Annotated in this window: 22 protein-coding genes; 14 read left to right on the top strand and 8 right to left on the bottom strand. The window is 61.1% G+C overall.

All coding sequences use genetic code 11. The annotated features are described in order from the left end of the window. Nucleotides 1-120: 120 nt before the first annotated feature. The 3 genes from JFT44_RS23200 to JFT44_RS23210 form a co-directional block, all read right to left on the bottom strand. Nucleotides 121-954 (bottom strand): TIGR03915 family putative DNA repair protein, encoded by an 834-nt coding sequence (locus tag JFT44_RS23200; RefSeq protein WP_057439426.1) that lies wholly within the window; start codon nt 952-954, stop codon nt 121-123. After that, nucleotides 951-2,171 (bottom strand): putative DNA modification/repair radical SAM protein, encoded by a 1,221-nt coding sequence (locus JFT44_RS23205; protein ID WP_198831231.1) that lies wholly within the window; start codon nt 2,169-2,171, stop codon nt 951-953. The genes JFT44_RS23200 and JFT44_RS23205 overlap by 4 nt, the downstream gene beginning before the upstream one ends. A gap of 148 nt (nt 2,172-2,319) precedes the next feature. After that, nucleotides 2,320-2,664 (bottom strand): FKBP-type peptidyl-prolyl cis-trans isomerase, encoded by a 345-nt coding sequence (locus JFT44_RS23210; RefSeq protein ID WP_057439428.1) that lies wholly within the window; start codon nt 2,662-2,664, stop codon nt 2,320-2,322. 183 nt (nt 2,665-2,847) lie between these two features. On the opposite strand from JFT44_RS23210, the gene JFT44_RS23215 reads away from it, so the two are divergent. Continuing rightward, nucleotides 2,848-3,735, top strand: coding sequence for a nitrilase family protein (locus tag JFT44_RS23215; protein ID WP_169990469.1), 888 nt, complete (start codon nt 2,848-2,850; stop codon nt 3,733-3,735). A gap of 14 nt (nt 3,736-3,749) precedes the next feature. Further along, complete coding sequence (locus tag JFT44_RS23220; protein WP_170060312.1) at nt 3,750-4,919, top strand: hypothetical protein; 1,170 nt, start codon at nt 3,750-3,752, stop codon at nt 4,917-4,919. A gap of 40 nt (nt 4,920-4,959) precedes the next feature. Here the strand turns inward: JFT44_RS23220 and JFT44_RS23225 are convergent, their stop codons facing one another. Next, a complete protein-coding gene (locus JFT44_RS23225; RefSeq protein WP_225923796.1) occupies nt 4,960-5,580 on the bottom strand; it encodes a hypothetical protein in 621 nt (206 codons plus the stop codon). Between the two features lie 85 nt (nt 5,581-5,665). Continuing rightward, the gene (locus tag JFT44_RS23230) at nt 5,666-6,634 is read right to left on the bottom strand and encodes a hypothetical protein (protein ID WP_120733539.1); all 969 of its coding nucleotides are present in this window, start codon (nt 6,632-6,634) and stop codon (nt 5,666-5,668) included. A gap of 211 nt (nt 6,635-6,845) precedes the next feature. Between JFT44_RS23230 and JFT44_RS23235 the strand changes: the two genes are divergently transcribed. From JFT44_RS23235 to JFT44_RS23245, 3 genes are all read left to right on the top strand, one after another. Continuing rightward, nucleotides 6,846-8,342: a PAS domain S-box protein gene (locus JFT44_RS23235; RefSeq protein WP_057439433.1), complete on the top strand. Its 1,497-nt coding sequence runs from the start codon at nt 6,846-6,848 to the stop codon at nt 8,340-8,342. A 132-nt stretch (nt 8,343-8,474) separates the two neighbouring features. Beyond that, nucleotides 8,475-8,726 carry a CsbD family protein gene (locus tag JFT44_RS23240; protein WP_057439434.1) on the top strand — a complete coding sequence of 84 codons (252 nt, stop codon included), beginning with the start codon at nt 8,475-8,477 and terminating at the stop codon, nt 8,724-8,726. A gap of 11 nt (nt 8,727-8,737) precedes the next feature. Beyond that, nucleotides 8,738-8,986 carry a DUF1652 domain-containing protein gene (locus JFT44_RS23245; protein ID WP_057439435.1) on the top strand — a complete coding sequence of 83 codons (249 nt, stop codon included), beginning with the start codon at nt 8,738-8,740 and terminating at the stop codon, nt 8,984-8,986. 148 nt (nt 8,987-9,134) lie between these two features. On the opposite strand, the gene JFT44_RS23250 is transcribed toward JFT44_RS23245, so the two are convergent. Together JFT44_RS23250 and JFT44_RS23255 are read right to left on the bottom strand one after the other, a co-directional pair. Beyond that, nucleotides 9,135-10,325: an MFS transporter gene (locus JFT44_RS23250; protein WP_057959124.1), complete on the bottom strand. Its 1,191-nt coding sequence runs from the start codon at nt 10,323-10,325 to the stop codon at nt 9,135-9,137. Nucleotides 10,326-10,486: 161 nt separating this feature from the next. Beyond that, nucleotides 10,487-10,792 (bottom strand): RcnB family protein, encoded by a 306-nt coding sequence (locus JFT44_RS23255; protein ID WP_198831232.1) that lies wholly within the window; start codon nt 10,790-10,792, stop codon nt 10,487-10,489. Nucleotides 10,793-10,922: 130 nt separating this feature from the next. Here JFT44_RS23255 and JFT44_RS23260 point away from each other — a divergent pair, with 130 nt between their 5' ends. From JFT44_RS23260 to JFT44_RS23280, 5 genes are all read left to right on the top strand, one after another. Then, nucleotides 10,923-13,082, top strand: a complete 2,160-nt coding sequence (locus JFT44_RS23260) for a WG repeat-containing protein (protein WP_169990471.1) — start codon at nt 10,923-10,925, stop codon at nt 13,080-13,082. 121 nt (nt 13,083-13,203) lie between these two features. Then, nucleotides 13,204-13,761 carry a helix-turn-helix domain-containing protein gene (locus tag JFT44_RS23265; protein WP_057959121.1) on the top strand — a complete coding sequence of 186 codons (558 nt, stop codon included), beginning with the start codon at nt 13,204-13,206 and terminating at the stop codon, nt 13,759-13,761. A gap of 22 nt (nt 13,762-13,783) precedes the next feature. Further along, nucleotides 13,784-15,130 carry a glutamine synthetase family protein gene (locus JFT44_RS23270; protein WP_169990472.1) on the top strand — a complete coding sequence of 449 codons (1,347 nt, stop codon included), beginning with the start codon at nt 13,784-13,786 and terminating at the stop codon, nt 15,128-15,130. 119 nt (nt 15,131-15,249) lie between these two features. Further along, a complete protein-coding gene (locus tag JFT44_RS23275; RefSeq protein ID WP_169990473.1) occupies nt 15,250-16,347 on the top strand; it encodes a DNA alkylation repair protein in 1,098 nt (365 codons plus the stop codon). A gap of 151 nt (nt 16,348-16,498) precedes the next feature. Beyond that, the gene (locus JFT44_RS23280) at nt 16,499-18,358 is read left to right on the top strand and encodes a DUF3857 domain-containing transglutaminase family protein (RefSeq protein WP_198831233.1); all 1,860 of its coding nucleotides are present in this window, start codon (nt 16,499-16,501) and stop codon (nt 18,356-18,358) included. 157 nt (nt 18,359-18,515) lie between these two features. Here JFT44_RS23280 and JFT44_RS23285 read toward each other — a convergent pair whose 3' ends face one another. Next, the gene (locus JFT44_RS23285) at nt 18,516-19,403 is read right to left on the bottom strand and encodes a LysR family transcriptional regulator (protein ID WP_057439441.1); all 888 of its coding nucleotides are present in this window, start codon (nt 19,401-19,403) and stop codon (nt 18,516-18,518) included. A 130-nt stretch (nt 19,404-19,533) separates the two neighbouring features. On the opposite strand from JFT44_RS23285, the gene JFT44_RS23290 reads away from it, so the two are divergent. From JFT44_RS23290 to JFT44_RS23305, 4 genes are all read left to right on the top strand, one after another. Then, nucleotides 19,534-21,180: a GMC family oxidoreductase gene (locus JFT44_RS23290; protein WP_120733546.1), complete on the top strand. Its 1,647-nt coding sequence runs from the start codon at nt 19,534-19,536 to the stop codon at nt 21,178-21,180. Between the two features lie 100 nt (nt 21,181-21,280). Next, complete coding sequence (locus JFT44_RS23295; protein ID WP_057439443.1) at nt 21,281-22,906, top strand: MFS transporter; 1,626 nt, start codon at nt 21,281-21,283, stop codon at nt 22,904-22,906. Nucleotides 22,907-23,135: 229 nt separating this feature from the next. Next, on the top strand, nt 23,136-25,085 hold the full coding sequence (locus tag JFT44_RS23300) for a DNA topoisomerase III (RefSeq protein ID WP_198831234.1): 1,950 nt from the start codon (nt 23,136-23,138) through the stop codon (nt 25,083-25,085). A 124-nt stretch (nt 25,086-25,209) separates the two neighbouring features. After that, on the top strand, nt 25,210-25,650 hold the full coding sequence (locus JFT44_RS23305) for a CBS domain-containing protein (RefSeq protein WP_057439480.1): 441 nt from the start codon (nt 25,210-25,212) through the stop codon (nt 25,648-25,650). Nucleotides 25,651-26,108 lie beyond the last annotated feature (458 nt).

Raw genomic sequence — 26,108 nt, forward strand, 5'->3', positions numbered from 1 at the left:
GGCTTGCCTGCGATGCAGACGCCTCGGTCTATCAGCTATACCGAGGTGATGCTATCGCAGGCAAGCCAGCTCCCACACAAGCCAGCCCGCCATATGCTTCCCATATGCTTCCCACATGTTTTAACCGTGCCCGCCTGAAATCCGCTTGCCGGGGCGCTCACCAATCAGCTTCGCCTGCCCATCCCGCTGCTTCCCCGTCCGCGCCTCGCTGATCAACCCCGGTATCAACTTACCCTCCGGCAAATTCTTCCAGAACCGGCTCGGCAGGTGCCCCTCCATGACCTTGGGATTCAACCGCGCCGGGTTGAAGATATGGCTGTAATAGGTCAGCCACATGGCACTGTGTGGATCTTCGACATTCTGCGCCAACTGCTGCCATTGCTCCGGGCACTGGCGTTGATGAATCAACTGCTCACCGTCGTAATACACCCCATCCAGGGGCGTCGCGATCATCCAGCGATGACGGCCCATGCGCCCGACAAAATGCTGGCTGGCACTGTGCAAAATATCGTGGGCCGGTTCGTGCCAGGCCACGTACTCCGGCAACTCCGGCCCCGCCGCCGCCGGCAGCGCGATAAAACGCACAAACGCATGCAGATGGTGGGCCTCACGCCTTACCTGCTTGATCCGCCGTTGCAACTCGCTGCCCAGTTGATCCCCCGCCATCATCGCCGTGCGGTCACCATGGCTGACGCGCCACAGCACTTCATACAGCAGGCTCCAGCGCTGCTCACCGTGGTAACAGGCGGCACTTTCCAGCAGCTCCAGCAGCGCCTTGGGAATGCGTGCCTGGAACGGGCCATTGTGCGTGGGGTAGTGTTCATCGGTGGCAAACAGGTCCGCCACTTCCACTTCGCCCCAACTGACATGGCTGGGGTCGATCTGATGGCTGAGCAGCCAGCGCGCCTGCTCGCGCCAGGTACTGAACAGGTTGTCGCATTCCAGGCTGATCATCCCCATAACCCCATCTGTTGCGGTTGCGGGCGGTCGCGCAGTTGCTCGCGCAGCAGCACGCTGGTGCTTTCCGCCTGCTGGGGGTGGTAGTCGCTGGTGATGAAGAACGGCTTGGCCTTGGTCAACACGCAGCGCATACGCGCCAGGTCTTCAAAACGGATCTTGCGTTGCCGGCGCAGCTCCACCAGGCGTTCGGTGGTACGCAGGCCAATCCCCGGGATACGTGCGATCAACGTCGCCTCGGCACGGTTCAGGTCCAGCGGGAACACCTCGCGATGCTCCAGGGCCCAGGCCAGCTTCGGGTCGATATCCAACGCCAGATCCCCCGGCCCCGCGAACAGTTCGTTGGCGCGGAAGCCATAACTGCGCAGCAGGAAATCGGCCTGGTACAAACGGTGCTCGCGCATCAGCGGCGGCGCCGCCAGGGGCACGCTTTTCGGGCTATTGGGAATCGGGCTGAACGCCGAGTAGTACACCCGGCGCAACTTGAAGTTGCCATACAGCGTCTCGGCACCGTGCAGGATGGTGCTGTCGTCGGTGTCATCGGCGCCGACAATCATCTGCGTGCTTTGCCCGGCCGGGGCGAACCGCGGTGCCCGGGGCTCGTTGAGCACGGTTTGCTCGCCGGTGAAAATCGTCTGCATCGCCTGCTTGATCGAACCGATCTGTTTCTCCGGCGCGAGGATCTGCAGGCTTTTATCGGTGGGCAACTCAATGTTCACGCTCAAGCGATCGGCATACCGCCCGGCCTCGGCAATCAATGCAGGATCCGCTTCGGGGATGGTCTTGAGGTGGATATAACCGCGAAAGTCATGCTCCTCACGCAGCAACTTGGCGACCCGCACCAGTTGCTCCATGGTGTAGTCCGCCGAACGAATGATCCCCGAACTGAGAAACAGCCCGCTGACGCAATTACGCCGGTAGAAGTCCAGGGTCAGGCTCACCACCTCCTCCGGGTTGAACCGCGCACGGGGCACGTCACTGGAGCGGCGGTTGACACAGTATTGGCAGTCGTAGAGGCAGAAATTGGTCAGCAGCACCTTGAGCAACGACACACAGCGCCCATCGGGTGTGTAGCTGTGGCAGATGCCCATGCCATCGCTCGAACCCAGCCCGGCCTTGCCCTCGGAGGTGCGCTTGGGCGCCCCGCTGCTGGCGCAAGACGCGTCGTACTTGGCCGCATCGGCGAGGATGCTGAGTTTTTCGATCAACTGCATGGCGGGCTACCGGATACTGTATTTTTGTACAGTATCAGCAGCGATACCCGGCATTCAAGGAGAGATCGGCGAACGGTAGAACAAATAGTTGTGGGAGCTGCCGACGTTTTTTCAAACATATCAAGAACAGTTGAGCGACCCCGAGCCTTCAATCGTCGCGCGTCAGCACTTCCAGCAACTCAATCTCGAAATGCAGATTGCTATGGGGCTGGATATGCGCGCCCATCGCCCGCTCGCCATACGCCAGATGCGCCGGCACAAACAGCTTGCGCACGCCGCCGACCTTCATCCCCATCAAGCCCTGGTCCCACCCCTTGATCACACGCCCGGTGCCAATCACACACTGGAACGGCTTGCCCCGCTCCCAGGACGAATCAAACACCGTACCGTCTTCCAGGGTGCCGGTGTATTGAGTGGTGATCAGCGCCCCCTTGACCACGGCTTTACCGTCGCCTTGGCGGATGTCGGTGATTTGCAGTTCTTCGTTGCTCATGGGGGATCTCGTTGGGTTCACACTGGCTGGCTTTTTCCCAGAATCAAGCGCCTTTGGCAAGTGCACTCTTAAGGATCCAGACTACGCCTCAGCCAGAAGCGCCTGACTTAACCTCAGCCATCTTTTCCCCTCTTATAAAAAATCAACCACCCCGGTTGCACAACAATAAGAGGTCACACCCCAATGAGCCAACCAACAAGCCCTGTCCGCGTCGCTGTCGTGCAGTTCGACCCCCAGGTCGGCCTGGATAACCGCGAAAGCAATCTGCATCGCAGCCTGGCCTTGGCTGCCGAGGCGGTCAATGGTGGGGCTAACCTGATCGTACTGCCCGAGTTGTCGAACTGCGGTTACTTCTTCAGCAGCCGCCAGGACGCATTCGAGCATGCCGAGCCCGTTCCCGGCGGGGCCAGTGTGCAAGCCTGGATGGCGTTTGCCGCCACCCATCAGGTGTATCTGGTGGCGGGCCTGAATGAGATCGAGGGTCGGCAGTTATTCAATACTGCGGTATTGCTGGGGCCGGATGGGTTGATCGGTAAGTACCGCAAGGCCCACCTATGGAACCTCGAGAAGCTCTGGTTCACCCCTGGCAACCTGGGCTTTCCGGTGTTTGAAACGCCTATCGGGCGCATTGGCCTGTTGATCTGCTGGGACATCTGGTTCCCGGAAGTACCACGCATCCTCAGCCAGCAAGGCGCCGATATTATTTGTAGCCTCAACAACTGGGTGTGGACGCCGCCGCCGCTGTTCGACGAGGCCGGTAAATGCATGGCGTCGTACCTGACCATGACCGCCGCCCACGTCAATAATGTGTTTATCGCCGCCGCCAGCCGGATCGGTGAGGAGCGTGATGCACGCTACCTGGGGTGTTCGTTGATTGCCGGGACCAATGGCTGGCCTATCGGCAAAGTGGCGTCGGCTAACCACCAGGAAATCCTCTTCGCCGATATCGACCTGACCAGCGCCCGCAGTGCACCGATCTGGAACAGTCTCAACGACCTGCACCGTGACCGGCGCGATGATCTGTACGATCAGATGCTCGGGTATTGCCAGCACCCCGCCCTGCCACGCTAAAGGGAGGGCGAGTCATGGAAAATTTATTCATGAAACCTGGGAACGAGCGATCTCGGGTCGATAAGGCGATCATCGCATTGGGGCTCATCAGCATCTCGCTGATTGTCTGGACGGTCCTCACGCACCAAGGCTCCTGGCCTAGCTACGGCGATATGGTGGCAGCATTTCCCGACCCCATCGCCTGGCTACGCTGGGTACTGGGAGATGTCAGCGAAGTGGCCTTCTACAAGCATGAGCTTGCCTCCCTCGGGTTGTTGGCGGGTGCATACCTGGCCTGGTGGGCCAGCCGCACCGGCAAGCGCTGGCAAGGCTTTGCGATTTGCTACGGCAGTGGGCTGTGGCCGTGGTTGGTGACCAGTTCCCTGCTGGGCCTGCTGCTGAGCAACCTGTTATGGGGTTGGACGGTCACCGCCGAGACCTGGCAACCCACCTTCGCCGCGTTTGTTTCACTGCCGGCAGCAATGGTGCTGATGTTTGGGGGTGGTTGGAAGGTCACCCTCAATGGCGCGTTGTTGGGGGCGCTGCTGGTCACGCCGATGTGCTTGCTGATCGTCAATTTTGTCTGTGTACCGCTGGATTTGCCGGTGGTGATTGGTAACGTGCTGGGCATGGCGGCGGGCAGCGTGATTGCCTTTGTCATCTGTCGCCGCGTGCCGATTCTGGTGCGCTCGGACTATATCGCCGCAGACAAACCATTGCCGCTCAAGCCGCCAACCTATGGCCTGGGCTGGAGCTTGCGCAGGGTCTTGGCCGATTTTTCCGAAGCGCCGTTCTTCGGCAATGAGTGGGCCAGCCTTGGCCTGCTGGCGGGAGTCCTGCTGGCATATGCCTTGAACCCGTTGAGTGCCGCCTATGGGTCGGGACTGGTGCTGCAACTGATCGGTGCCCAGGCGCTGACATCGGCTCTGGGTGTGCTGATCTGGCGCAGTCAGTGGATCAAGCGCGGTTGGTATCCCACCTACGTGCCGCTGGTCTCGGTCGTACCGGCAGCGGTGCTGACCCATGGCGGGAGTTGGATGGTGATTGGATCGAGTGCGTTGCTTGGCGCGTTGATCGCGCCGCCGCTGGCCTGTGCCATTGCCGGGCGGCTGCCGACACACTTTCACCCCTATATCGGTAATGTGATCTCGATGGCGTTGAGCACCTTGCTGATTGTGCCCGTCGTTGGAAGGTTGATCGCGTAAACAGCCGGGTAAGGCTCTTGAGCCTTACCCGCTCCCAGCCTTACAACCACCGCCAAAACCGCCCCCAGAACCCCCGCTCCAGATCCGCCTTGCACCCTGCATACTGGCGCGCATACAGATCGGAACGGGCCTTGACCTTGCCGGCTACCGGCAACAGCCACGCCTTGCTGGCATAGGTGCGGTTACGGTAGCCGCCCCAGCCTTCGTGGTAGTTGAGGTACTGGCCATAGGCGTCGTATTTGTATACGCCGTTGATGCTGGCGGTCTTGTCCATGTACCAGCCGACAAAGTCGATCGCGTCGTCGAAGTCCTGGCGGCTGGCCCAGTTGCGGCCGGTGCTTTTCTGGTAGTCGCCCCACACTTCATCCTTGGCCTGGGCGTAGCCGGCAGCGGTGCTGACGCGGCCCCAGGGGATGATCCACAGCAGGTATTTGCGCGGAGTCTTGGCGTTCTGCCGGAAGCCCGATTCCTGATACATGATGGCGAACGGCACCTGGATCGGCACACCCCAGCGCTTCTGGGTGACTTTGGCTGCGTCGTACCAGTCGTCCTTTTCGCGGAAGATGCCGCAGATGTCGTCAGGGGTGCGTGGCGGTGAGGTACCGCACGCCGCCAACAGGGTGGTGAATAGCAGGAGGGCTGTGGTTTTTACCGGGGTCAAAAGCATACCTTTGCGTGAGCGCGAAAAAAGCCGACAGTTTACGCGCTCACGCAAGGTGTTGCGGTTACGAATCAATGGGCCTTGATCAAGCCACGGGCACTTTGCGGGTCGAAATGGCCAGGCGACCGATGCCAAAGCTCAATGCGGCACCCAGTACTAACATCAACAAGGTGCTCCACGCCGCGCGGGACAGTTGCTTGGCCGCCACTTCACCGGCCTCGCGGGCCTTTTGTTCGGCCTGGGCCTTGAGTTCCTCGACTTTCTGCACGGCCTGCTGATAGGCCTGGGCATAGTTCTCGACAATCTGGCTGGCCTCGGCCTGGCTCTTGCCAGTACGGGCGGCGACGATGTTCACCAGCGCCTCTTTGTCGGCCGCATTCAACGCCGGCTCACCAGAGGCTTTGACGCGCTCGAACCATTGCTTGAGTTCGCTCGCGGCCTGGGCCGGGTTGGTGGCGGCATCAGTGGCCGATTGCTGACCGTCTGCCGCTGCCTGGTTAGCTGTTTGCTCGACGTTAGCCGGATCCAGTTCAGCCTTGCCGCTTTGCTTGAGCAAGGTGTCGAGTTCGCCCTGCAGGCTATCCCAATCCAGGCTGATGCCCTTTTCGTCCAACTGCTGCTTGACGCTGTCGCTGATGCCGGGGGCCACGGCGGCAATGCCGCTACCGGCCGCCGACAGGCCTTTGCCTACGACATTGCCCGCGGCGCCGACCACGCTGGTGGCCAATGCCGCCAGCAGCCACGTGGTGAGCAAGGTAGTGATGGTCCAGCTCAGGACACCATGCAGGCCGCCACGATCCGGGGCTGTGCGGCCGGCGACAAAGGCGCCCACGCCAATCGCCAACAGCGTGGACACAAACAGCCAGATCCCGGCGCCAGTGCCAAAGCCGCTCAACGGGTTGCCTGCCGCCATGGGGTCGACCGCACTGGCGCCGATGGCGGTGCCCAGTACGCTGAGTACCAGGTAGGTCACCAGGGCAATTGCACTGCCGGCCAGTACCGAGCCCCAGGACACACGAAAAGGCGAGCGATGGGTTTCATAGAGGGAGGTCATAATCGTTCCTTGGACAAATGAGTAGACCTTCAGTTTGTCCAGGCCGACGCCTGCGGTCTCGGCACAAATGCACTAGGACGACTGGTGCATTCGCACCCCGTCAAGCTGAATCGGTCTGCACTATGCTCAAGGCCAGTTGTCGTACTCCACACAAGCCAGACATGCCCTGTTGCAGGCGCCGATGTCGTTATGTAGCCATTTTGGAGAAACCATGAGCCAGGCCGTTCTCGCCCAAGAAACCAATCGCCGCCAATTGCAGCAGATCATTTCCGGACTGTCCGATGGGGTGATTCTCGCCGAGATCGACCAGAGCATTCTCTGGGCCAACGAAGCCGCACTGGCCATGCATGGCCTGGATGACATTGCCGGGCTCGGCGCCAACACCGCCGAATACGCCGAGCGCTTTGCCCTGCGCTACCGCAACAATCACCCGCTGCCCCTGGAAGCCTATCCGCTGAGCCGGGTGGCCAACGGCGAAGAGTTCAGTGATGTGGTGGTCGAAGTCACGCCCAGCGCCGACACCGACCGCACCTGGGTCCACCGCCTGCGCAGCCTGGCGCTCACCGACAGCGCCGGCAAGCCGGAACTGCTGGTGCTGATTTTGAGCGATGCCACCGAATGGGCCAGCGCCGAGCAGCGCTTTGAAAAGACCTTCAACGCCAACCCGGCGCCGGCGGTGATCTGCCGCTTGAGCGATCTGCGCTATATCAAGGTCAACCAGGGCTTCCTGGAGATGACCGGCTACAACCGCGACCAGGTGATCGGCCGTTCAGTGTACGAACTGGACGTGCTGGAACAGGCCGAGCGCAAGGAGCTGGCAATCCAGCGCCTGGGCGAAGGCGCGACCATCCCGCAGATGCAAGCCGAGCTGAAGCTGCCCGAAGGCGGCAGCAAGCTGGTGATTGTCGCCGGCCAGCCGCTGGATATGAACGATGAGGAATGCATGCTGTTTTCCTTCACTGACCTTGAGCCCCGGCGCAAGGCCGAAACCGCCCTGCGCCAGAGCGAGGAGCGGTTTGCCAAGTCCTTCCGCCTGACGCCGGTGCCGACCCTGGTGTGCGACGCGGACAATCAGCAGGTGGTGGACGTCAACGACGCGTTCATGAGCGTCACCGGCTACACCAGCGAAGAGTTGATTGGGAAGTCCATCAGCGATATCGACTTCATCGACAGCAAGGAGGCCTGCACGCAGTTGTTCGCCACTCTGGAAAAAGCCGGCAACCTCGACGGCCAGGACCTGAAAATCCGCAAGAAAGGCAATGAGGTGATTGATTGCGTGGTGTCGGCCGACACCGTGAGCATCCAGGACACGACCTGTTACCTGCTGGTGATGATGAATATCACCGAGCGCAAACGCTCGGAGCTGGAGTTGGTGTCGGCCATCGAGGAAGTGATGAAAGACGCGTCCTGGTTCAGCCAGACCCTGATCGAAAAACTGGCCAACGCCAAGAGCGTCAACAGCCCCAACCTGACGACCATCGCCTTCACCGACCTGACCGCCCGCGAGCGGGATGTGCTGGGGCTGATTTGTGAAGGCCTGGCCGACAAGGAAATCGCCTCGCGCTTGAAGCTGGCACCCAATACCGTGCGCAATCATGTGGCCACGGTGTACTCCAAGCTCAACGTGCACAGCCGCAGCGCCGCCATCGTCTGGGCCAGGGAACGCGGGTTGTTTGCCGGGGAACGGCGGGCAAAAAGTGCGAAATAAGGTGCAAATGCACTAGGGCGACCAGTGCAAATTCGCCTTATTGCCGGGCGATGGGCTGCTTAACCTTGAAGGGTAGGCACAGGGTTTGATGCCCTGTGTCATGGCGAGTTTTTTGCCCTTGAAGGAGGCAGCATGAACAGTGAACAAGTCACCGGCCGCGTGAAAAAAGCCGTGGGCAAGGCTCAGGACTTTCTCGGCGAAATGACCGACGACGAACAACTGCAGGCCCAGGGCGTAGCGCGCCAGGCGGCCGGCCAATTGCAACAGACCTATGGCGATGCGCTGGACACTGTTGGTGACTTTGCCCAGCGCAAGCCCCTGGCCACCGTGGCGATCGTTGCTGGCGTGGGCCTGGTGCTGGGCCTGTTGCTGCGTCGTCGTTGATGGGGGCTGGCATGTTTACCCTGGCCCAACTGCGTAATTGCATCGAAGAAGCCCTGTTGCCGCTGACCTGCGAATTCACCCTGTGCCGCGACTCGTCACTGACTTTGAAAGTGTTTGACGCCCAGAGCGGCCGCGTGGACCTGGTGGTCACCGGGATCAGCGTCAACAAACTCAAGACCCCGGAGGACGTCGCAACGATGGTCGAGGAACTGCGCTACGAATTGCACAGCAACACCGTGGGCGGCGCGCTCTCCATCTGACAACACCCCTTCTGCAGGGACGCCTACCCCTGTGGGAGCGGGCTTGCCCGCGATGGCGGTGAGACAGCCAACAGTGACTTGACTAACCCACCGCCATCGCGAGCAAGCTCGCTCCCACAGGGGCGCAGCTCCGCTGCTTTGGCCTTGTCTACAACGGGCGCGGCTTCAACGATGCCCCTATAAAGTAGAACAGCCCCCCGGCCACGATAAACCCCGCCAACATGTAGAACATGTAGTGCGCCGGCAGGCTGGCCAGCACCAGGCCGCACAACACCGGCCCCAGTGCGGCGCCGAGGTTGGAGAGGTTTTGCGCACCGTAGTACATGCCGCGCAGATGGTCAGGGGCGATGCGGTCGATAAACATGTATTCGGCGGGAAACACGATGATCTCCCCCACGGTGAAGATCGCCATCGACACCACCCACCACCACACGCTGGTGGACAGCGCAAAACCCATCACCCCGAGCATGAACATGCCCAGCCCGAAGATCAGCCAGCGGCTCAGGTGACGGTGGCTGATCTGCCGACCGATCACGTATTGCAGGGCGATAACCAGCAGGGCGTTGGTGGTCAGGATGGCGCTGATCACGGTGTAGGTGTATTCGGCGTCCGAGGTGGTCACCAGGTACTGCGACAGGTAGGCGGTGAACTGCCCGAATACCACGGCACTGAGCAGGCCGCCGAGGGTAAAGCACACCAGGCGATGATCGCGCAGCAATACCCGGCCCACCGCCAGGAACGGCACCGGTTTTTGCGCGGCGTCCACCGTGGCCAGGCTGCGGTCGCCCCAGCGCCAGTACAGCAGGAAGAACCCCATCCCCAGCAACACCGACAAGACAAACGGCAAGCTCATATCGACCTTGGCCACCATCGCCCCCAGAAACGGCCCTACCGCGTAGCCGATATTGGTCAGGGTGTACTTGATGGAAAACACTTCGCTGCGCGCATCGACCGGCAACAGGCTGGCAAAGCCGGCCTTGACCGCGACATCGATCACCGCATACGCCAAGTTGATCAGGATCAGGCAACTGTAGAAAAGCCATAGCTCGCGAGCCAGCAAGGTGCCGACGAATCCCAGGACGAACAGCAGGCTCAGGCCCAGCAACAGCCGGTAGCTATTGACCCGGTCCACGAGGAAACCGCCGTACACGCTCAACAGGGAACCGACGATCAACGAGCTGCCGATCACCAGGCCCACTTGGCTGATGCCCAGGGCGAAGTGACTGGACAGGTAGATCACCATGTACGGAAAGGTGATCGCCTTGGCCAGGGTCAATACCAGCGTGGCCGATAGCAGCAGGTTTACGCTGCGGGGGTAGTTTTTTATTGTTTTCAGCATCCTGCTCTCGTTTCCTGAAAAGAGTCGTAGCACACGTGCGCAGCTACCTTACCTCAGGATGAGCAGCAAAAAAGACTGTTTTATGCATTCGTGCATGCAATTTTTAAATGCGCGCAGCGAAGGGGGGGAAAGCGGCATCAGCCCATTTCCCCCCACACCCGTTATTTGGCAGGGGTGATGTCGAGGATGGTGCCATTGGTGATTTTCACCAGCACATAACGATCATTGATCCGCGCCCACTGGCTGTCGTCGTGGGGCGGTTTCAGGCTGCGCTTTTTCCAGTCGCCCAGGGCCGACTCCTTGCGCACCAGGATATCCGGCGCACGGTCTCCAACTTTCAAGTCTCGGGTGTTGATGTTCGAAGGCTCCACGGTTTTCTGCGGATTGTCCTCGGCTTGCACGGTAACGCTGGCGGTGGACAGGCTGGCGGCAACCAGCAGGCTGGCAATCAGGGACGTTGCTTTCATGGGTATTCCTTCAGTAAATAATGCGTACCCAGGTTCCGACAGCAGGGCCCTGCAATCATTCACCCGCAATACAGCCACGGGTATCGGTGCCTGCTAATCTTGCGCCAGCCCTCCATCGAGTCCGAGAACAATGAAAACAGCCCTGACCCGAACCAAACTGCTGGCCAGCGCCCTGATCGTGATCGCCGTGATTGGCGGTGCCACTTATTACTTGCTGGACCGCCGCGCCACCCACGGCCTGCTTGACGGTCCCGAATACAGCGAAGCGCAACTCAATGAGGGCGGTGTGGATGGCATCCGGGACCTGCCGTTGCCAGAAGCAAAAAAACGCCTGAATTACCTGATCCTCGATATGCGCGACGGCATCAACCGCATCGCCATGCTCGAAAGCATGCGCCTGGAAGTCGGCCCGGCCACCGCTACACCAGGCGAACAGAAAGAGCTGAACTATGAGGAGCCGTTCGTGCCCTTCCCCGCCGCCGAACTGAAAGCGGCATTGACCGACCTCAAGCGCACACCGGGGCAGTTCCAGCAGTTGTTCTTCGACAATGCATCCGGGCTGAAACTGGAAGTCGAGGCGATTCGCGAGGTGCTCAAGCGCGGGGCCCTGCCCGATCAGCAGACCGAAGCCAGCTATCGCATCCAGACCCTGTACTTTCGCGACGGCTCGCAGCAGCCCTTCGCCGAGGTGGCGATCAAGGATGAGGACAGTGAGGAGCAGGACCAGGACACCACCCAGGCCGAACTCAAGCTCAACAAGCCCCTGGAACGCATCAGCCTGGCCCTGACGTATCAGGCCTACCCCGGCTTCAATAAAATCGTCCTGGACCGGGCCCACCCGAAAGCCACCGCCGAGGGTGGCGAGGTGTACCAACTGACCCATCTGGGCGACGCCAGCGCCTCCTTGCAACTGGCAACGCCGAAAAACAAATCCTATGTGATCCAGGGCCTGACGGCCGATGGCAAGACCCTGTACAGCGGCGGCAACAGCTCCAATTCCTCGCCCACCGCCGAACAAAAGGCCAACCTGCGGGCCTATTACAACGAACTGCTGCGTATGGAAGACAACTTCGCCGACTTCAAGAGTGCCGCGGCGGTGCAGGATCATCTGGAACAGTTCGCCAGCAACCTGCCCAGCTCCGACAGCGAGCTGAGTAACGTGCAGGCCACCTACCAATTCGAAGACACCCCCGCCAGCATCGTGATTTACGTGCTGGACCCGCTCCAACCCCAAACCCTTGATTGGGAAATGCACAGCAGCACCGCCCCTCGCGAGCGCTACATCGCCTACGACAGCGCCAGCGAAAGCAGCGGTTTTATCGACAGCAAGGGGCAATGGGTGGTGAAGCCGCGCTTCAAGCGCATTGATACCACCGAGATGCCCGGCGTGTACCACATCATGGTCGGCGAAAAATCTTCCGGCGAGGGCTGGAGCGAATTGCTGTTCAAATACTTTGCCTTTGTACCGGGTACGCAGACGTTGAAAGAACTGCCCTTCGAAATCATCGACAGCGCGGTCAACGACGACCTGATGATTGTCGAGCGTGAAACCAACGGCCCCTATGGGGTCTACGACGTGAAGAAGCTACAGGTCGTGGTGCCCATGAAGTACGTCAACCCCAGTGTGATCGGCAACGTGTTCATCGCCCGCCCTGGCGAGACCACCTATGGCTCGAACTCGTTGTACGGCGCCTGGAGCCTGAGCGGCAAGGAGCTGTTGGCACCGCGCTACTCCGCAATCAACGGCAGCGGCGAGTTTATCTACGCCACCTCCGCCGACCAGAAACAGACCGACGTCTACAACCTGCAGATGAAGAAACTCAACCCTCCCGGCGCGACCGTTTTCGGCCAGTTTGTCCAGGGCCAGCCCCTGCTGATCCAGGACCGTGGCAGCCGCAAATACAGCTTTATCAACGAACAGGGCAAGGCGCTGCCTTTGAGCCTGCCATTCGATGACGTCAACCCGTTCTCCAACGGCATGGCGGTGGTGCAAAAGGGCAGCCGCTATGGCGCCATTGATGTACACGGCAAACTGCGCGTGCCCGTGACCTACAGCAAACTCAACCCCTTCCAGAAGAACCTCGCCTCGGCAGAAATGGATGGGTTTGAAGGCTTGGTATTGATCGACAAAAACAACCGCGTGGTGAAAAAACTGGGGTCGTATACCCAGTACAGCTTCCCGTACAACAGCAACGAAGCGACCTATAGCATCTGGGATACCCAGGTGCCAAACCGGGTCAATGTGTTCGACGCCGATGGCAACCAGACCGATAGCTTCGAGCGCGAGTGAGGTGATACAGGCCCTTGCAGGAGCTGGCTGGCCGGCTCTTACAAGGGCTCTCTATTGCGCGCATGAAATTAATCCTGTAATTTTTCATGAAATTTTTAGATAAGAATTTCACGAAGCACCCATGGACAAACAAGAAGAACTGGACGCCCTGGCGATCCTGATTCACGACCTGCGCAAATACAAGAAGCTCACCCTGGCCCAACTGGCGCAGAAGATCGAGCGCTCCGTGGGGTTCCTGTCCCAGGTCGAGCGTGGCTTGTCGCGCCCCACCGTGGCGGACCTGACTGCCATCAGCCATGCGCTGGACGTACCCACCACCTACTTCTACAGCCTGTCCAAACCCAAGGCTGTGGCCTGGGTCACCCGCCCCAACGAGCGGCGCACGGTGTATTACGCCAACGGCATCACCGACATCCTCGTCTCCCCCAGCATGCAGGGGGCGTTTTCGATCCTCGACAGCCTGCTCGAACCCGGCGCCAACAGTGGCGAGCAGACCATGAGCGACCGCGCCGAGCAGGCCGGTTATGTACTCGAAGGCCACCTGACGCTGTGGGTCGAAGGCGAGGCCGACGCGGTGACTCTCGGCCCCGGCGACAGCTTTCACCTCGCCAGTTTTGCCCACTGCCGCTACGGCAACCTGACCGACCTGCCGGCACGCGTGCTGTGGGTCTACAACTAAGGCACACCAAGGAGCGTCACCCGTGAAAAGCCATTCCTCCACGTTACTGGCCGAAGTACGGACCTTTCGCCAGAACCATCCGGATGTACGTTATGTCGACCTGATCGCCCTGGATATCCCAGGGCGTTTCTACGGCAAGCGCTACCCGGTTGAAATGTTGGAAAAAGTCGCCGCCGGCAGCCCCCTGAAGCTGCCGCAGAACGCCGTGCTGCTGGGCGCCCAGGGCGGTCTGTTCAAGATTGGCGACTACTGCTTCCATGACGGCGACCCCGACGCCAACCGCCGCCTGGTGCCCGGCACGCTCAAGCCGGTGAGCTGGGAAGCCCAGCCCCTGGGGCAAATGCTGATCACCTCCGACGGCACCGAGGCCCCCATCGAATTCGAACCCCGTGAAGTCCTGGCCAAAGTCCTGGAACGCATGCACCGCAAGGGCATTCACCCGGTAGTGGCGTTTGAGCTGGAGTTCTACCTGTTCGATAAAAAGCTCAACGACGGCCTGCCGCAATTTGCCCGCGACCCGTTGAGCGACGACCCCGATGACCAACCGACCCTGCATATCGAGCGGCTGTCGCGTTTTGCGCCGGTGCTCGATGACATGGTGCAGACCGCCCAGGCCCAGGGGATCGACATTACGGTGGTCACTGCCGAACTGGGCCCCGGCCAGTTTGAAATCAACTTTGGTCACCTCGACGATGGCCTGCGCGCCGCCGACTGGGCCGCCCTGTTCTGCCGCAGTACCCGTGGCGTGGCGCTCAAGCATGGCTATCGCGCCAGTTTCATGGCCAAGCCCTACCTGCAACATCCGGGCAGTGGCATGCATGTGCATGTGAGCCTGTATGACGCCGCCGGCAACAACCTGCTGGCGGCGCACCAGCAACAGCCGTTGCGCCACGCGGTGGCGGGTTGCCTGGCACTGCTGCCGCACTGCATGCCGATTTTCTCGCCCAACCACAACGCCTTCCGCCGCCTGGGCGGCACGGTCAATGCGGCCACCAAGGCCTGCTGGGGCTATGAGGACCGTGACGCCTGCGTGCGCATTCCCGAGTCCGACCCGCGCAACCTGCGGATCGAACATCGGTTGGCCAGTGCCGACGCCAACCCGTACCTGGTGCTGGCGGCGATCCTGGTCGGGCTGGAGCACGGCCTGGACGCCGCGCAGGAGCCTATCGCACCGCTGAACGAAGACCGCACCAGCGGCCATGACTTCCCCCTGGAAATGCTCGAGGCGGTGCGCGCCATGCAGCAACAACCGGTCCTGCGCGAGGGCTTGGGTGCGGAGTTTGTCGACGTCTATTGCGAAAACAAACGCCAGGATCATCTGGCCTTCCAGCAGGAGATCAATGCGCGGGAATATCGCTGGTACCTGTAGATACCGAGCACCCTGCACATTCCTTGTGGGAGCTGGCTCCCACATTTTGAGCTTCGCGACCTTGAGTAAGGTGCTACTTTGAAAAAGCCCGACCATCGCCCTCTCCTGCGGACTGCCCCATGACCGACCAAAGCGCCCCTGCCCTCAAGGAAATCTTCAACGTCGAACGCCTGCAACACATCGCCGATGAGATGAGCGCGGTGTACCCGCCCTTCGATGCCAAGGGCTTTCTCAAGCACGCCAAGCGTGACCTGGCCGGGTTGTCGGTCATGCAGCGCATGGCTCGGGTCAGTGAAAGCCTGCACGCAGTGATGCCCCTGGACTATCCGCAAACCCTCGAACATTTGTATGCCCTGGCCCCGCGCCTGAACAGTGGTTTTGTCAGCCTGTTCCTCGGGCATTATGTGGCCAGCTATGGCCTGGATGATTTCCAGCGCTCAATGGCGGCGCTCAAGTACTTCACCACATTTGGCTCTGCCGAATTTGCTGTGCGGGCCTTTCTGCTCAAGGATTTCCAACGCACCCTGGCGGTGATGCAGCAATGGTCGCTGGATGACAACGAGCACGTACGCCGCCTCGCCAGCGAGGGCTCGCGGCCGAGGTTGCCATGGTCGTTTCGCCTGGCCCAGGTGCAGGCCGATCCGCGCCTGTGCGCGTCGATCCTGGAGAACCTCAAGGCCGACAGCAGTCTGTATGTACGCAAGTCCGTGGCCAACCACCTCAATGACATCACCAAGGACCATCCGGATTGGGTGCTGGATGTCATCGAAAGCTGGTCCCTGGACAACCCCCACACCGCCTGGATCGCCCGCCACGCCCTGCGCAGCCTGATCAAGCAGGGCAATACCCGCGCGCTGACGATCATGGGGGCCGGGGCGCGGGCCGAGGTGAAAATCCACCAGTTCAAGGTCGAGCCCCCGGTGATTCGCCTGGGTGAGCGGATCAACCTGTCGTTCAGCCTCGAATCCACCACCAGCGCCCCACAAAAACTGGTGGTGGACTACGCCATCGACTATGTAAAAAGCGCAGGCCATAGCGCCGCCAAAGTGTTCAAGCTCAAGGCTTTTACCCTCGGCGCGGGTGAACGGCATACGCTGCTGCGTGGCCAACATATCCGCGATATGACCACGCGCAAGCACTACCCCGGCCGGCATACGGTGCATGTGCTGGTGAACGGCGAACGCCTGGCCAGCAGCGACTTCGAGCTGCTCGACTGACCACCCTTACCAAGACGAAGGCTCTATCTCGGGCCTTTCAGCGATATTTATTGTCCGACAATACTGGTTTTTGGTGTTGCGATCCATTATCATCTGCCGCCTTCTTGGTACCCGCCAGGGTATCTGTGTCAATGTTCCACCTGAGGCGCCCATGCACCGTTTCTCGTTTTACTGCCCTTTGATTTGCGCCAGTCTGGGGCTTGTTTCGCACACTGCTCATGCCGCGTTGCAACCCATGGCCGAAGCTGCACTTGCCAACGAATCCGAGCTGCACTGCCACTTCAACCGTGATGCCAGCACCGATTGCACCACCACCTACCGCTACACCATTCTCAAGCCCAGCGGCCGGGAAATTTTGTCGCGAATCGACTTCAACTATGCCGAAGGCGATAGTTTTGAAGTGCTGCACGCCGAATCCACCCAGCCCGGCGGCAAGCCACAGCGGCTTGGCGAAGCACAGATCGACACGCGCACCGCGCCCAACCCTGACCAGGGGTTTTCCAGGCTGAAGCAAACGTCCCTGGCATTCCCCAACCTGCGGGTCGGCACGCAGATCCGCTACACCGTGCGCGAGCATCACCCCGCCAAGCCGCTGATGACCGAGTTCCACTACGCCCTGCAGTTCGGCCCCAGCAATGCGCGGCGCGACCGGCTCAAGGCGCGCTTCACCGCGGAACGGCCGATCGAGTGGCGCGCCGAGTTGATGGACGGCTTCACCATTACCCCCTCGGTCAATCGCAAGACCCTGGATATCGAGCAAAAGACGCCGACCTATCTCAACTACATCAACGAATCGGGCCACGCCTATATCCGCCTGATCCCACGGATCGAAGTGGGCAGCAGCCTCGATGTGCAAAAACATTTCGGCGGCTTTGCCCAGCGCTACAACCAGATCCTCGCGGCCAAGCTGCCGGCTGATAGTGCCGCCGCCGTAGCTGCGGTGAAGGGCTTGGACCCGGCGCAGCAAGTGGCCGGCCTGATGCAGCACATCAACGACCATTACCGTTACCTGGGTGACTGGCGTGCCACCGATCGCGGCTATGTGCCGTTTAACCTGGAGGAGATCGAACAGCACGGTTATGGCGACTGCAAGGACCTGTCCATCCTCCTCACCGCCATGCTCAAGGCCAGCGGGATCAAGGCCGAGACTGCCTGGGTCAGCCGTGGGGATGTGGTGGATTCGCTGCTGGTGCCGGGCACCGGTGCGCCCAACCATGCCATCGTGCGCGCCGAAGTGGCCGGCCAGGTGTGGTGGCTGGACCCGACCAACCCGGTGTTCGCTCCAGGCCAGACCCTGCCCGATATCCAGGACCGCTGGGTACTGGTCAACGATGCCCAGGGCCGGGTGCGTGAGGAACATATCCCCCTGGCACGCCCTGACACCAGCATCCGCCTGGACAAGCAGGTGCATTACGACAAACAGGGCAACGGCACGACCCGCGCCAGCGTCACCTTCAGCCGCCTGCCACTGATGCAACTGAGCATGGCTGATCGCGAACAGGGGGCTACCGCCACCGACCAGAACATCTGCGACAACTTTGGCCGCGAGATCAGCGATTGCCAGGTCACCCGCCAGCCCACCGGGTTCGTGCAGCCCGACAGCTACACGGTCAAGGCCAGCATGACCGACCTGGGCGCCCTGGAAAAACTCGACGAAGGCTACGTCTACACCGACCAGTCGCTCAAAGAGAAATGGGACGGCCTGCTCAACTACCGCCGCAACGGGCAACGGGGCGACCTGTACATGGGCAACCCGGACACCGTCGACTACACCTTTACCTTGACCGGCGGGCAGATGGACAAGCCTGTTCAAGGCTGCAAGATCAACTCGCCGTGGTATGACCTGGAACTCGATGGCGAACAGCTCAAGGATGGCTTGCGCTACCACTACCGGTTGACCCAGAAAGTGCGCTGGTTGAGCCATGATGAAATCGTCAGCGCGCCGTTTGAAAAGATGATCAACGATGCTCGTGCGTGTGGTGAACAGGTACACCAGACAGTAAAACTCTAAGCCCACACACAGTCCCATGTGGGAGCTGTCTCGCCCTGCGAGGCTGCGATGGCGGCAGGTCAGTCAACATCAATGCTGGCAGTACCGCCGCCATCGCAGCCTCGCTAGGGCTCGACAGCTCCCACATTTGATCTCTGTAGATCCCCCTTGCCCTTCGCTACGCGCCCAACAGCAGCCCCTGCTCCTTGGCACACAACTCCACCACGTAATCCCACAACACCCGCAACCGTACCGACTTGTGCAATTCGCGTCGGGAGCTGATCCAGTAGCTGCGCTGGATGCCCTCTTCCGGCAATAGCGGCACCAGGTCCGGGTCCCCGGCGGCGACAAAACACGGCAACACGGCAATCCCCAACCCCGAGCGCGCCGCCTGGTGCTGGGCGATGACGCTGGTGCTGTGGAATACCACCCGGGGGTTGCGGCAAAAGCTGCTGAGGAGTTTCAGTTCCTGGCTGAATAGCAGGTCGTCGACGTAGTCGATCCACGCGTGGGCGGCCAGGTCTTCGCGTTTCTCGATGGCTGGCGAACGCGCCAGGTAGCTGCGGCTGGCATAGAGGGCCAGGCGGTAGTCGGTGAGTTTGCGCGTGACCAGTTGATCGACGCTAGGGCGCTCCAGGTGGATGCTGATCTCCGCCTCGCGGTTGAGGATGCTGACAAAACGCGGCACCGCCACCAGTTCCACTTCCAGCCCCGGATAACGCTCGAACAGGCCGCCCATGCGGCTGGCAAGGAACATCACCCCCAAGCCTTCGGCGACCCCCAGGCGAATCTTGCCCAGGGGCGCGGCGGAGTGGGTCAGCTCTTCTTCGGCGAGCAGTGCAACGTTCTCCATGGCTTCGGCATGCTTGAGCAGTGCTTCGCCCGACGGCGTCAGTTCGTACCCCTGGGCATGCTGCACAAACAGCGCAGTGCCGAGGCTTTTCTCGATGGCCTCGATATGCCGGGCCACAGTGGCATGCGTGGTTTTCAGGCGCTGGGCGGCGGTGAGCAGGCGCCCGCTGCGCTGCAACTCAAGAAAATACCGCAGGTCATTCCAGTCGAACATGTCACCTCCCCTCTCGGCCATGAGCGCAGCGCTGTTTAAAAACGCACAGCAGCTGGGTAAAAACTAACATTTTTAAGACGAAAACTAACAACTAGGATGGAGCCAATAAGAAAAACAAGCGAGACCCCAGATGACTATTGCACCTGCGCAATACGATTACGTGGTAGTAGGCGCCGGCCCTGCGGGCTGCCTGCTGGCCAATCGACTGTCCGCCAACCCTGCCCATCGTGTGCTGCTGCTTGAAGCGGGCGGGCGCGACAACTACCCCTGGATCCATATCCCCGTCGGCTACCTGTTCTGCATCGGCAACCCGCGCACCGACTGGTGCTTCAAGACCGAAACCCAACCCGGCCTGCAAGGTCGTGCCCTGAGCTATCCACGGGGCAAGGTGCTGGGCGGCTGCTCGTCGATCAACGGCATGATCTACATGCGCGGCCAGGCCAACGACTACGATGGCTGGGCCGCCGAAGGCAACCCCGGCTGGGCCTGGGACGATGTATTACCGCTGTTCAAGCAAAGCGAAAACCATTTTGCCGGCGCCTCGCCCCTGCATGGCGACAGCGGCGAGTGGCGCGTGGAGCAACAGCGCCTGCACTGGCCGATCCTCGACGCCTTCCGCGAAGCCGCCAAGCAAAGTGGCATCGCCAGCATCGACGACTTCAACCAGGGCGATAACGAAGGGTGTGGCTACTTCCAGGTCAACCAGAAAGGCGGCGTACGCTGGAATGCGGCCAAGGCGTTTCTCAAGCCCATCCGCCAGCGCGCCAACCTCACGGTGCTCACCGGCGTGGAAGTCGACCGTGTACTCCTGGAAAACGGCCGTGCCAGTGCGGTGGTGGGCCGCCAGCTAGGGCAAGTAGTGACCTGGAAAGCCCATAAGGAAATCATCCTGTGCGCCGGGGCGGTGGGTTCGCCCGGCATCCTGCAGCGCTCCGGGATAGGGCCTTCGAGCATCCTCAAGCCCTTGGGCATCGAGGTCCTGCACGAACTGCCAGGGGTCGGTGGCAATCTGCAGGACCACCTGCAACTGCGGCTGATCTACAAACTGGAAAACGCCCGCACCCTGAACCAGATCGCCGGCTCCGTGTGGGGCAAGATGGGCATGGGCCTGCAATACCTGTATGACCGCAGCGGCCCGCTGTCCATGGCGCCCAGCCAGCTCGGCGCCTTCGCCCGCTCGGGGCCGGAACAGACTTCGGCCAACCTCGAATACCACGTGCAACCACTGTCGCTGGAACGCTTTGGCGAACCGCTGCACGCGTTCCCGGCATTTACTGCGTCGGTTTGCGACTTGCGCCCGCAGAGTCGCGGACGCATTGATATCCGCTCGGCCGATCCCGCGACGCCGCCATTGATCCAGCCCAACTACCTGAGCCATCCCGAAGACTTGCGCGTGGCCGCCGATGCCATCCGCCTGACCCGGCGCATTGTCGGCGCCCAGGCCCTGCGCCCCTTCAACCCGGTGGAATACCTGCCCGGTGAGGCCTTGCAAAGCGATGAACAATTGCAAGAGGCGGCGGCGCGGATCGGCACTACGATTTTTCACCCGGTCGGCACCTGCCGCATGGGCCAGGATAAAGACGCGGTGGTCGATGCCCAGTTGCGCGTGCACGGCGTGCCCGGCCTGCGCATCGCCGATGCCTCGATCATGCCGCGCATCACCTCCGGCAATACCTGCTCACCCACTTTGATGATCGCGGAAAAAGCCGCGCAACTGATTCTGTCCCCTCAAACAAGGAACCTCACCCCCGAAAGAGAACAGACAACACCGGCATGACCTGTAGGCGCGAGTTTGCTCGCACCTACAGGACAAGAGCGGCGCTGAAGTTGGCGCCGACAGTGGAACAACAATAAATAATCACTGTGAGGGCTACCCCATGTCAGAACGTGCTCAACCCCTGGACGCCATGCCTGGCGCCACTGTCAGCAGCAAGGAGTCGCAAAAGGTCATCTTCGCCTCGTCCCTGGGGACGGTGTTCGAGTGGTATGACTTTTTCCTCTATGGCGCCCTCGCGGCGGTGATCAGCAAGCAATTTTTTGCCGGGGTCAACGACACCACGGCCTTTATCTTCGCCCTGATGGCCTTTGCCGCCGGCTTTGTGGTGCGGCCGTTCGGCGCGCTGGTGTTCGGCCGCCTGGGGGACATGATCGGACGCAAGTACACCTTCCTCGCCACCATCGTCCTGATGGGCGTGGCAACCTTCTGTGTGGGCCTGTTGCCCACCTACGCCAGCATCGGCATCGCCGCGCCGATCATCCTGGTGGTGCTGCGCATGCTCCAGGGCCTGGCCCTGGGCGGTGAATACGGCGGCGCCGCGACCTATGTCGCCGAGCACGCCCCCGCCGGCAAACGCGGCTTCCACACCAGTTGGATTCAATCCACCGCGACCCTCGGCCTGTTGCTGTCGTTGCTGGTAGTGCTGGCTTGCCGTTATTTCACGGGCGATCAGTTTGAAGTCTGGGGCTGGCGCCTGCCGTTCCTGCTGTCCATCGTGCTGCTGGGGATTTCCACCTGGATCCGCTTGAGCCTGCACGAATCCCCCGCGTTCCTGAAAATGAAAGAGGAAGGCAAGGCCAGCAAAGCGCCGATCCGCGAGTCGTTCGGTAACTGGCAAAACCTCAAGGTGGTGTTGATTGCGCTGTTCAGTATCAACGCCGGCCAGGCCGTGACCTTCTACGCTGCGCAATTCTATGTACTGTTCTTCCTGACCCAGTTCCTGAAGATGGACCCGGCCCTGGCCAATATGCTGCTGATCATCAGCGTGGTGATTGGCGCGCCGTTCTTTATCTTCTTCGGCTGGCTCTCGGACAAATGGGGGCGCAAGCCAGTACTGATGGTCGGCCTGCTGCTGGCCACCGCGCTGTACTTCCCGATCTTCAAGGGCCTGGCCCACTACACCAACCCGGCGATGGACCAGGCTAGCCGCCAGGCCCCGATCACCGTGCTGGCAGACCCGGCCACCTGCACCTTCCAGTTCGACCCGGTGGGCAAGGCGCGGTTTGACAGCCCATGCGACAAGGTCAAGACCTTCCTGGTCAAACAGGGCCTGCCCTACAGCAGCGAAGCCGCACCTGCCGGCAGCGCGGTGCAAGTCAGCATCGGCGATGTGCGCATCGACGGCTACGACGAAGACGCCCTGCGCGGCGCCGTGACCCTGGCCGGCTACCCGAAATCGGCAGACGTGGCCCAGGTCAACAAAACCATGGTGGTGGTGCTGATCGTCGCGCTGATCCTGATCGCCGCAATGTGCTACGGCCCACTCGCCGCACTGATGGTGGAACTGTTTCCGACGCGTATCCGCTACACCTCCATGTCCTTGCCCTACCACATCGGTAACGGCTGGTTTGGCGGGTTCCTGCCGACCGTGTCGTTTGCCTTGGTGGTGTACACCGGCGATATCTTCTACGGGCTGTGGTACCCGGTGGTGATTACCGGGGTGAGCCTGATCGTCGGGCTGCTGTGCCTGAAGGAAACCAAGAACGTGGATCTGGATAAAAACTAATCTCCCGCAAACCCTGTAAATCCCTTGTGGGAGCGGGCTTGCCCGCGATAGCGGTGGGTCAGTCAATGAATGTACTGACTGGCACCCCCCCTATCGCGGGCAAGCCCGCTCCCACATTGGTTTCCCGCCGCCCACACAAATTGCTGTATATCCATCCAGATAAAGGTTGCTCAATTGCCTTCTTTTGCCCATCCTTCGACCATTCAACTGTGTAACGAATGGGCTGAGCATGCGGCTGTTCCTCTGTGAAAAACCCTCCCAGGCCAAGGATATCGCGGCCGTGCTCGGCGCCCGGCGCCGGGGCGATGGTTGCTGGCTGGGCACGGACGTCACCGTCACCTGGTGCATCGGCCACCTGTTGGAAACCGCCCCGCCCGATGCCTACGATGCCAAGTACAAGCGCTGGGTGCTGGCTGACCTGCCCATCGTCCCGGAAAAATGGAAGATGACGGTCAAGCCCAAGACCGCCAGCCAGTACAAGGCGGTCAAGCGCCTGCTGGGGGAAGCCCGGGAACTGGTGATTGCCACCGATGCCGACCGCGAGGGCGAGATGATCGCCCGCGAACTGGTGGAGCATTGCCGCTATCGCGGGCCGATCCAGCGCCTGTGGCTGTCGGCGCTCGACGATGCCTCGATCCGCAAGGCCCTGGCATCGTTGAAGCCTGGCGCAGACACCTTCAGCCTCTACCATTCGGCCCTGGGCCGCTCCCGTGCCGACTGGCTGATCGGCATGAACATGAGCCGCCTGTTTACCCTGCTCGGCCGTCAGTCCGGCTATCAAGGTGTATTGCCCGTTGGGCGGGTGCAAACCCCGACCCTGCGCCTGGTGGTGGACCGCGACCGCAGCATTGCCGACTTCGTCCCGGTGGCTTACTGGGCCATTGATGTTGAGTTGCTGCACCAGCAGATGCGTTTTATCGCGCAATGGCGCGCCGCCGACGATATCTGTGACGACCAGGGCCGTTGCCTCAACCCGGAGCGGGCACAACACGCGGCGACGGCGATGAGCAACGCGGCCAGCGCACGCCTGGTGAAGCTGCGCACCGAACGCATGCGCGAAGTGGCACCCCTGCCCTTTGACCTGGGCACCCTGCAGGAAATCTGCTCGAAGAAACTCGGGCTCGGCGCCCAGGAAACCCTGGATATCGCCCAGTCCCTCTACGAAACCCATAAGGTCATCACCTACCCGCGCAGCGACTGCGGTTACCTGCCCGTGAGCCAGCATGGCGACGCGGCGACGATTCTCGCGGCACTGGGCCGCGCCGACCCGGCGGTGAGCGCGTTGATGCCACACCTCGATGCGCAGCGCCGCTCCCGCGCCTGGAACGACGCCAAGGTCAGCGCCCACCACGGCATTATTCCTACCGGCGCCGGCAAAGATCTTGCGCAGTTGACCGGCAAACACCGCGCCGTCTACACCTTGGTCCGCGCCCGATACCTGGCGCAGTTCCTGCCCAATCACGAATACGACCGCACCCAGGCGGACTTCGACTGTGCCGGCGAAGCCTTGCGCGCCGTAGGTAAAGTGGTGGTGGAACCCGGCTGGAAGCGTGCGTTGCCCGAAGCGCTGGCCCCGAGCCAAGGCCGTGAGGCGCCGGCGCCGCAGCCTTTGCCGGCGCTGGTGCAGGGCCAGGATTACGCTGTGGCCAAGGTCAACCTCAAGGACCTGTGGACCCAGCCGCCCAAGCCCTTTACCGAAGGCGACCTGATCAAGGCGATGAAAAACGTCGCCAAACTGGTGCAAGACCCGCTGCTCAAACAAAAGCTCAAGGACACCACCGGCATCGGTACCGAGGCGACTCGGGCCGGGATCATCCAGGGCCTGCTGGACCGTGGTTACCTGGTGAAAAACGGCAAGGCGCTGTCTGCCACACCGGCGGCCTTCAGCCTGATCGACGCGGTACCCAGGGCGATTGCCGATCCCGGCACCACCGCCATCTGGGAGCAGGCCCTGGACATGGTGCAGAGCGGTGAGATGAGCCTGGAGGAGTTCGTCGCCAAACAGGCCGCCTGGATGAGCAAGCAAGTGGCCCGCTGCAATGGTATGCAAATGACCATCAGCGGCCCGGCCAGCCCGGCAGGTCGTGGTGCCACCCCCTGGAAAAACAAACGCAAGCCGGCCAAGCCCAAGACCGCCGCCAGCCCGAAACGGGCGGTAAAACCGGCAAACAAGGGCTGAAATTGCAAAAAAAGTCAGGTAATGACGCTTTTCAAGCGGATATACGCCGCTTTGGCTCTTGCCCTGGCGCCAGCGGTCGAGGATTCTGTAGGCACTGCCTAATAACAAAACCGGGGTGGCCACCATGAAGACCGTCGCACAACTGCTCAAGTCCAAGGACCAGAAGAATCAGGAAGTCCATACCATCCAGTGGAATCACACCGTGTTTGAAGCGTTGGTGGTGATGGCAGCGAAGAACGTCGGCGCCTTGCCGGTAGTCAAGGACGGCAAGGTCGTCGGCATCATCAGTGAGCGCGACTACGCGCGCAAACTGATTCTCCATGGACTGTCCTCGACGACCACCCAGGTCCACCAGGTGATGAGTTCCCCGGCAATCACCGTGGACACCCACAAAAGCGTCGAAGATTGCATGGGCATCATGACTGATGGCCACCTGCGCCACCTGCCAGTGGTGGAAGACGGAGAACTGCTGGGCCTGCTGTCCATCGGCGACCTGGTCAAGGAAGCCATCGCCGAGCAGGCGGCACTGATCCAGCAACTGGAACAGTACATCCGCGGCGAATAGCATTCCCCTAAGCACCACAAATCCAATGTGGGAGCTGGCTTGCCAGCTCCCACAGCAGCGCCCCCCCCCGACTCCCCGGCACAAAAAGTGACGCCCAAGTCACCTTTCCCCAGCCCCCCCTCTCTTCTGCAGAAAATATGTAGTGAGCAAAAATAATCACTACATAACCGTTGACGTAACCATTTTGAGCTTGCATGATTCAAGCGTCTCCCGGATCGGGAGCGTTGGTAACAAGCGTTTTGAACAAGCTCGTCTGACCGCCGAGCTGTTTTTCCGGATGTGCACTGCCCACAAGGCAGATTGATGAAGCTGACCGGCCCGAAAGGATCGGTACAAGAAGCTCAAATGCTGCTTGTCTTCGTTATGAAACCATTGCGTAGCAGTTCTTCAGAAACACTACATGCATCAGGTTCAAGACCCTGCCCGTATTTGGCAGACCGTTTCTGACGCCCGGTTTT

The organism is Pseudomonas sp. MF5691 (assembly GCF_016405645.1).
Classification (GTDB): Bacteria; Pseudomonadota; Gammaproteobacteria; order Pseudomonadales; family Pseudomonadaceae; genus Aquipseudomonas; species Aquipseudomonas shahriarae.

What these genes read in the sequence shown, in the direction of transcription:
- JFT44_RS23200 (WP_057439426.1), bottom strand. Translation starts at nt 954, where the DNA reads ATGATCAGCCTGGAATGCGACAACCTGTTCAGTACCTGGCGCGAGCAG.
- JFT44_RS23205 (WP_198831231.1), bottom strand. Translation starts at nt 2,171, where the DNA reads ATGCAGTTGATCGAAAAACTCAGCATCCTCGCCGATGCGGCCAAGTAC.
- JFT44_RS23210 (WP_057439428.1), bottom strand. Translation starts at nt 2,664, where the DNA reads ATGAGCAACGAAGAACTGCAAATCACCGACATCCGCCAAGGCGACGGT.
- JFT44_RS23215 (WP_169990469.1), top strand. Translation starts at nt 2,848, where the DNA reads ATGAGCCAACCAACAAGCCCTGTCCGCGTCGCTGTCGTGCAGTTCGAC.
- JFT44_RS23220 (WP_170060312.1), top strand. Translation starts at nt 3,750, where the DNA reads ATGGAAAATTTATTCATGAAACCTGGGAACGAGCGATCTCGGGTCGAT.
- JFT44_RS23230 (WP_120733539.1), bottom strand. Translation starts at nt 6,634, where the DNA reads ATGACCTCCCTCTATGAAACCCATCGCTCGCCTTTTCGTGTGTCCTGG.
- JFT44_RS23235 (WP_057439433.1), top strand. Translation starts at nt 6,846, where the DNA reads ATGAGCCAGGCCGTTCTCGCCCAAGAAACCAATCGCCGCCAATTGCAG.
- JFT44_RS23240 (WP_057439434.1), top strand. Translation starts at nt 8,475, where the DNA reads ATGAACAGTGAACAAGTCACCGGCCGCGTGAAAAAAGCCGTGGGCAAG.
- JFT44_RS23245 (WP_057439435.1), top strand. Translation starts at nt 8,738, where the DNA reads ATGTTTACCCTGGCCCAACTGCGTAATTGCATCGAAGAAGCCCTGTTG.
- JFT44_RS23250 (WP_057959124.1), bottom strand. Translation starts at nt 10,325, where the DNA reads ATGCTGAAAACAATAAAAAACTACCCCCGCAGCGTAAACCTGCTGCTA.
- JFT44_RS23255 (WP_198831232.1), bottom strand. Translation starts at nt 10,792, where the DNA reads ATGAAAGCAACGTCCCTGATTGCCAGCCTGCTGGTTGCCGCCAGCCTG.
- JFT44_RS23260 (WP_169990471.1), top strand. Translation starts at nt 10,923, where the DNA reads ATGAAAACAGCCCTGACCCGAACCAAACTGCTGGCCAGCGCCCTGATC.
- JFT44_RS23265 (WP_057959121.1), top strand. Translation starts at nt 13,204, where the DNA reads ATGGACAAACAAGAAGAACTGGACGCCCTGGCGATCCTGATTCACGAC.
- JFT44_RS23275 (WP_169990473.1), top strand. Translation starts at nt 15,250, where the DNA reads ATGACCGACCAAAGCGCCCCTGCCCTCAAGGAAATCTTCAACGTCGAA.
- JFT44_RS23280 (WP_198831233.1), top strand. Translation starts at nt 16,499, where the DNA reads ATGCACCGTTTCTCGTTTTACTGCCCTTTGATTTGCGCCAGTCTGGGG.
- JFT44_RS23285 (WP_057439441.1), bottom strand. Translation starts at nt 19,403, where the DNA reads ATGTTCGACTGGAATGACCTGCGGTATTTTCTTGAGTTGCAGCGCAGC.
- JFT44_RS23290 (WP_120733546.1), top strand. Translation starts at nt 19,534, where the DNA reads ATGACTATTGCACCTGCGCAATACGATTACGTGGTAGTAGGCGCCGGC.
- JFT44_RS23295 (WP_057439443.1), top strand. Translation starts at nt 21,281, where the DNA reads ATGTCAGAACGTGCTCAACCCCTGGACGCCATGCCTGGCGCCACTGTC.
- JFT44_RS23300 (WP_198831234.1), top strand. Translation starts at nt 23,136, where the DNA reads ATGCGGCTGTTCCTCTGTGAAAAACCCTCCCAGGCCAAGGATATCGCG.
- JFT44_RS23305 (WP_057439480.1), top strand. Translation starts at nt 25,210, where the DNA reads ATGAAGACCGTCGCACAACTGCTCAAGTCCAAGGACCAGAAGAATCAG.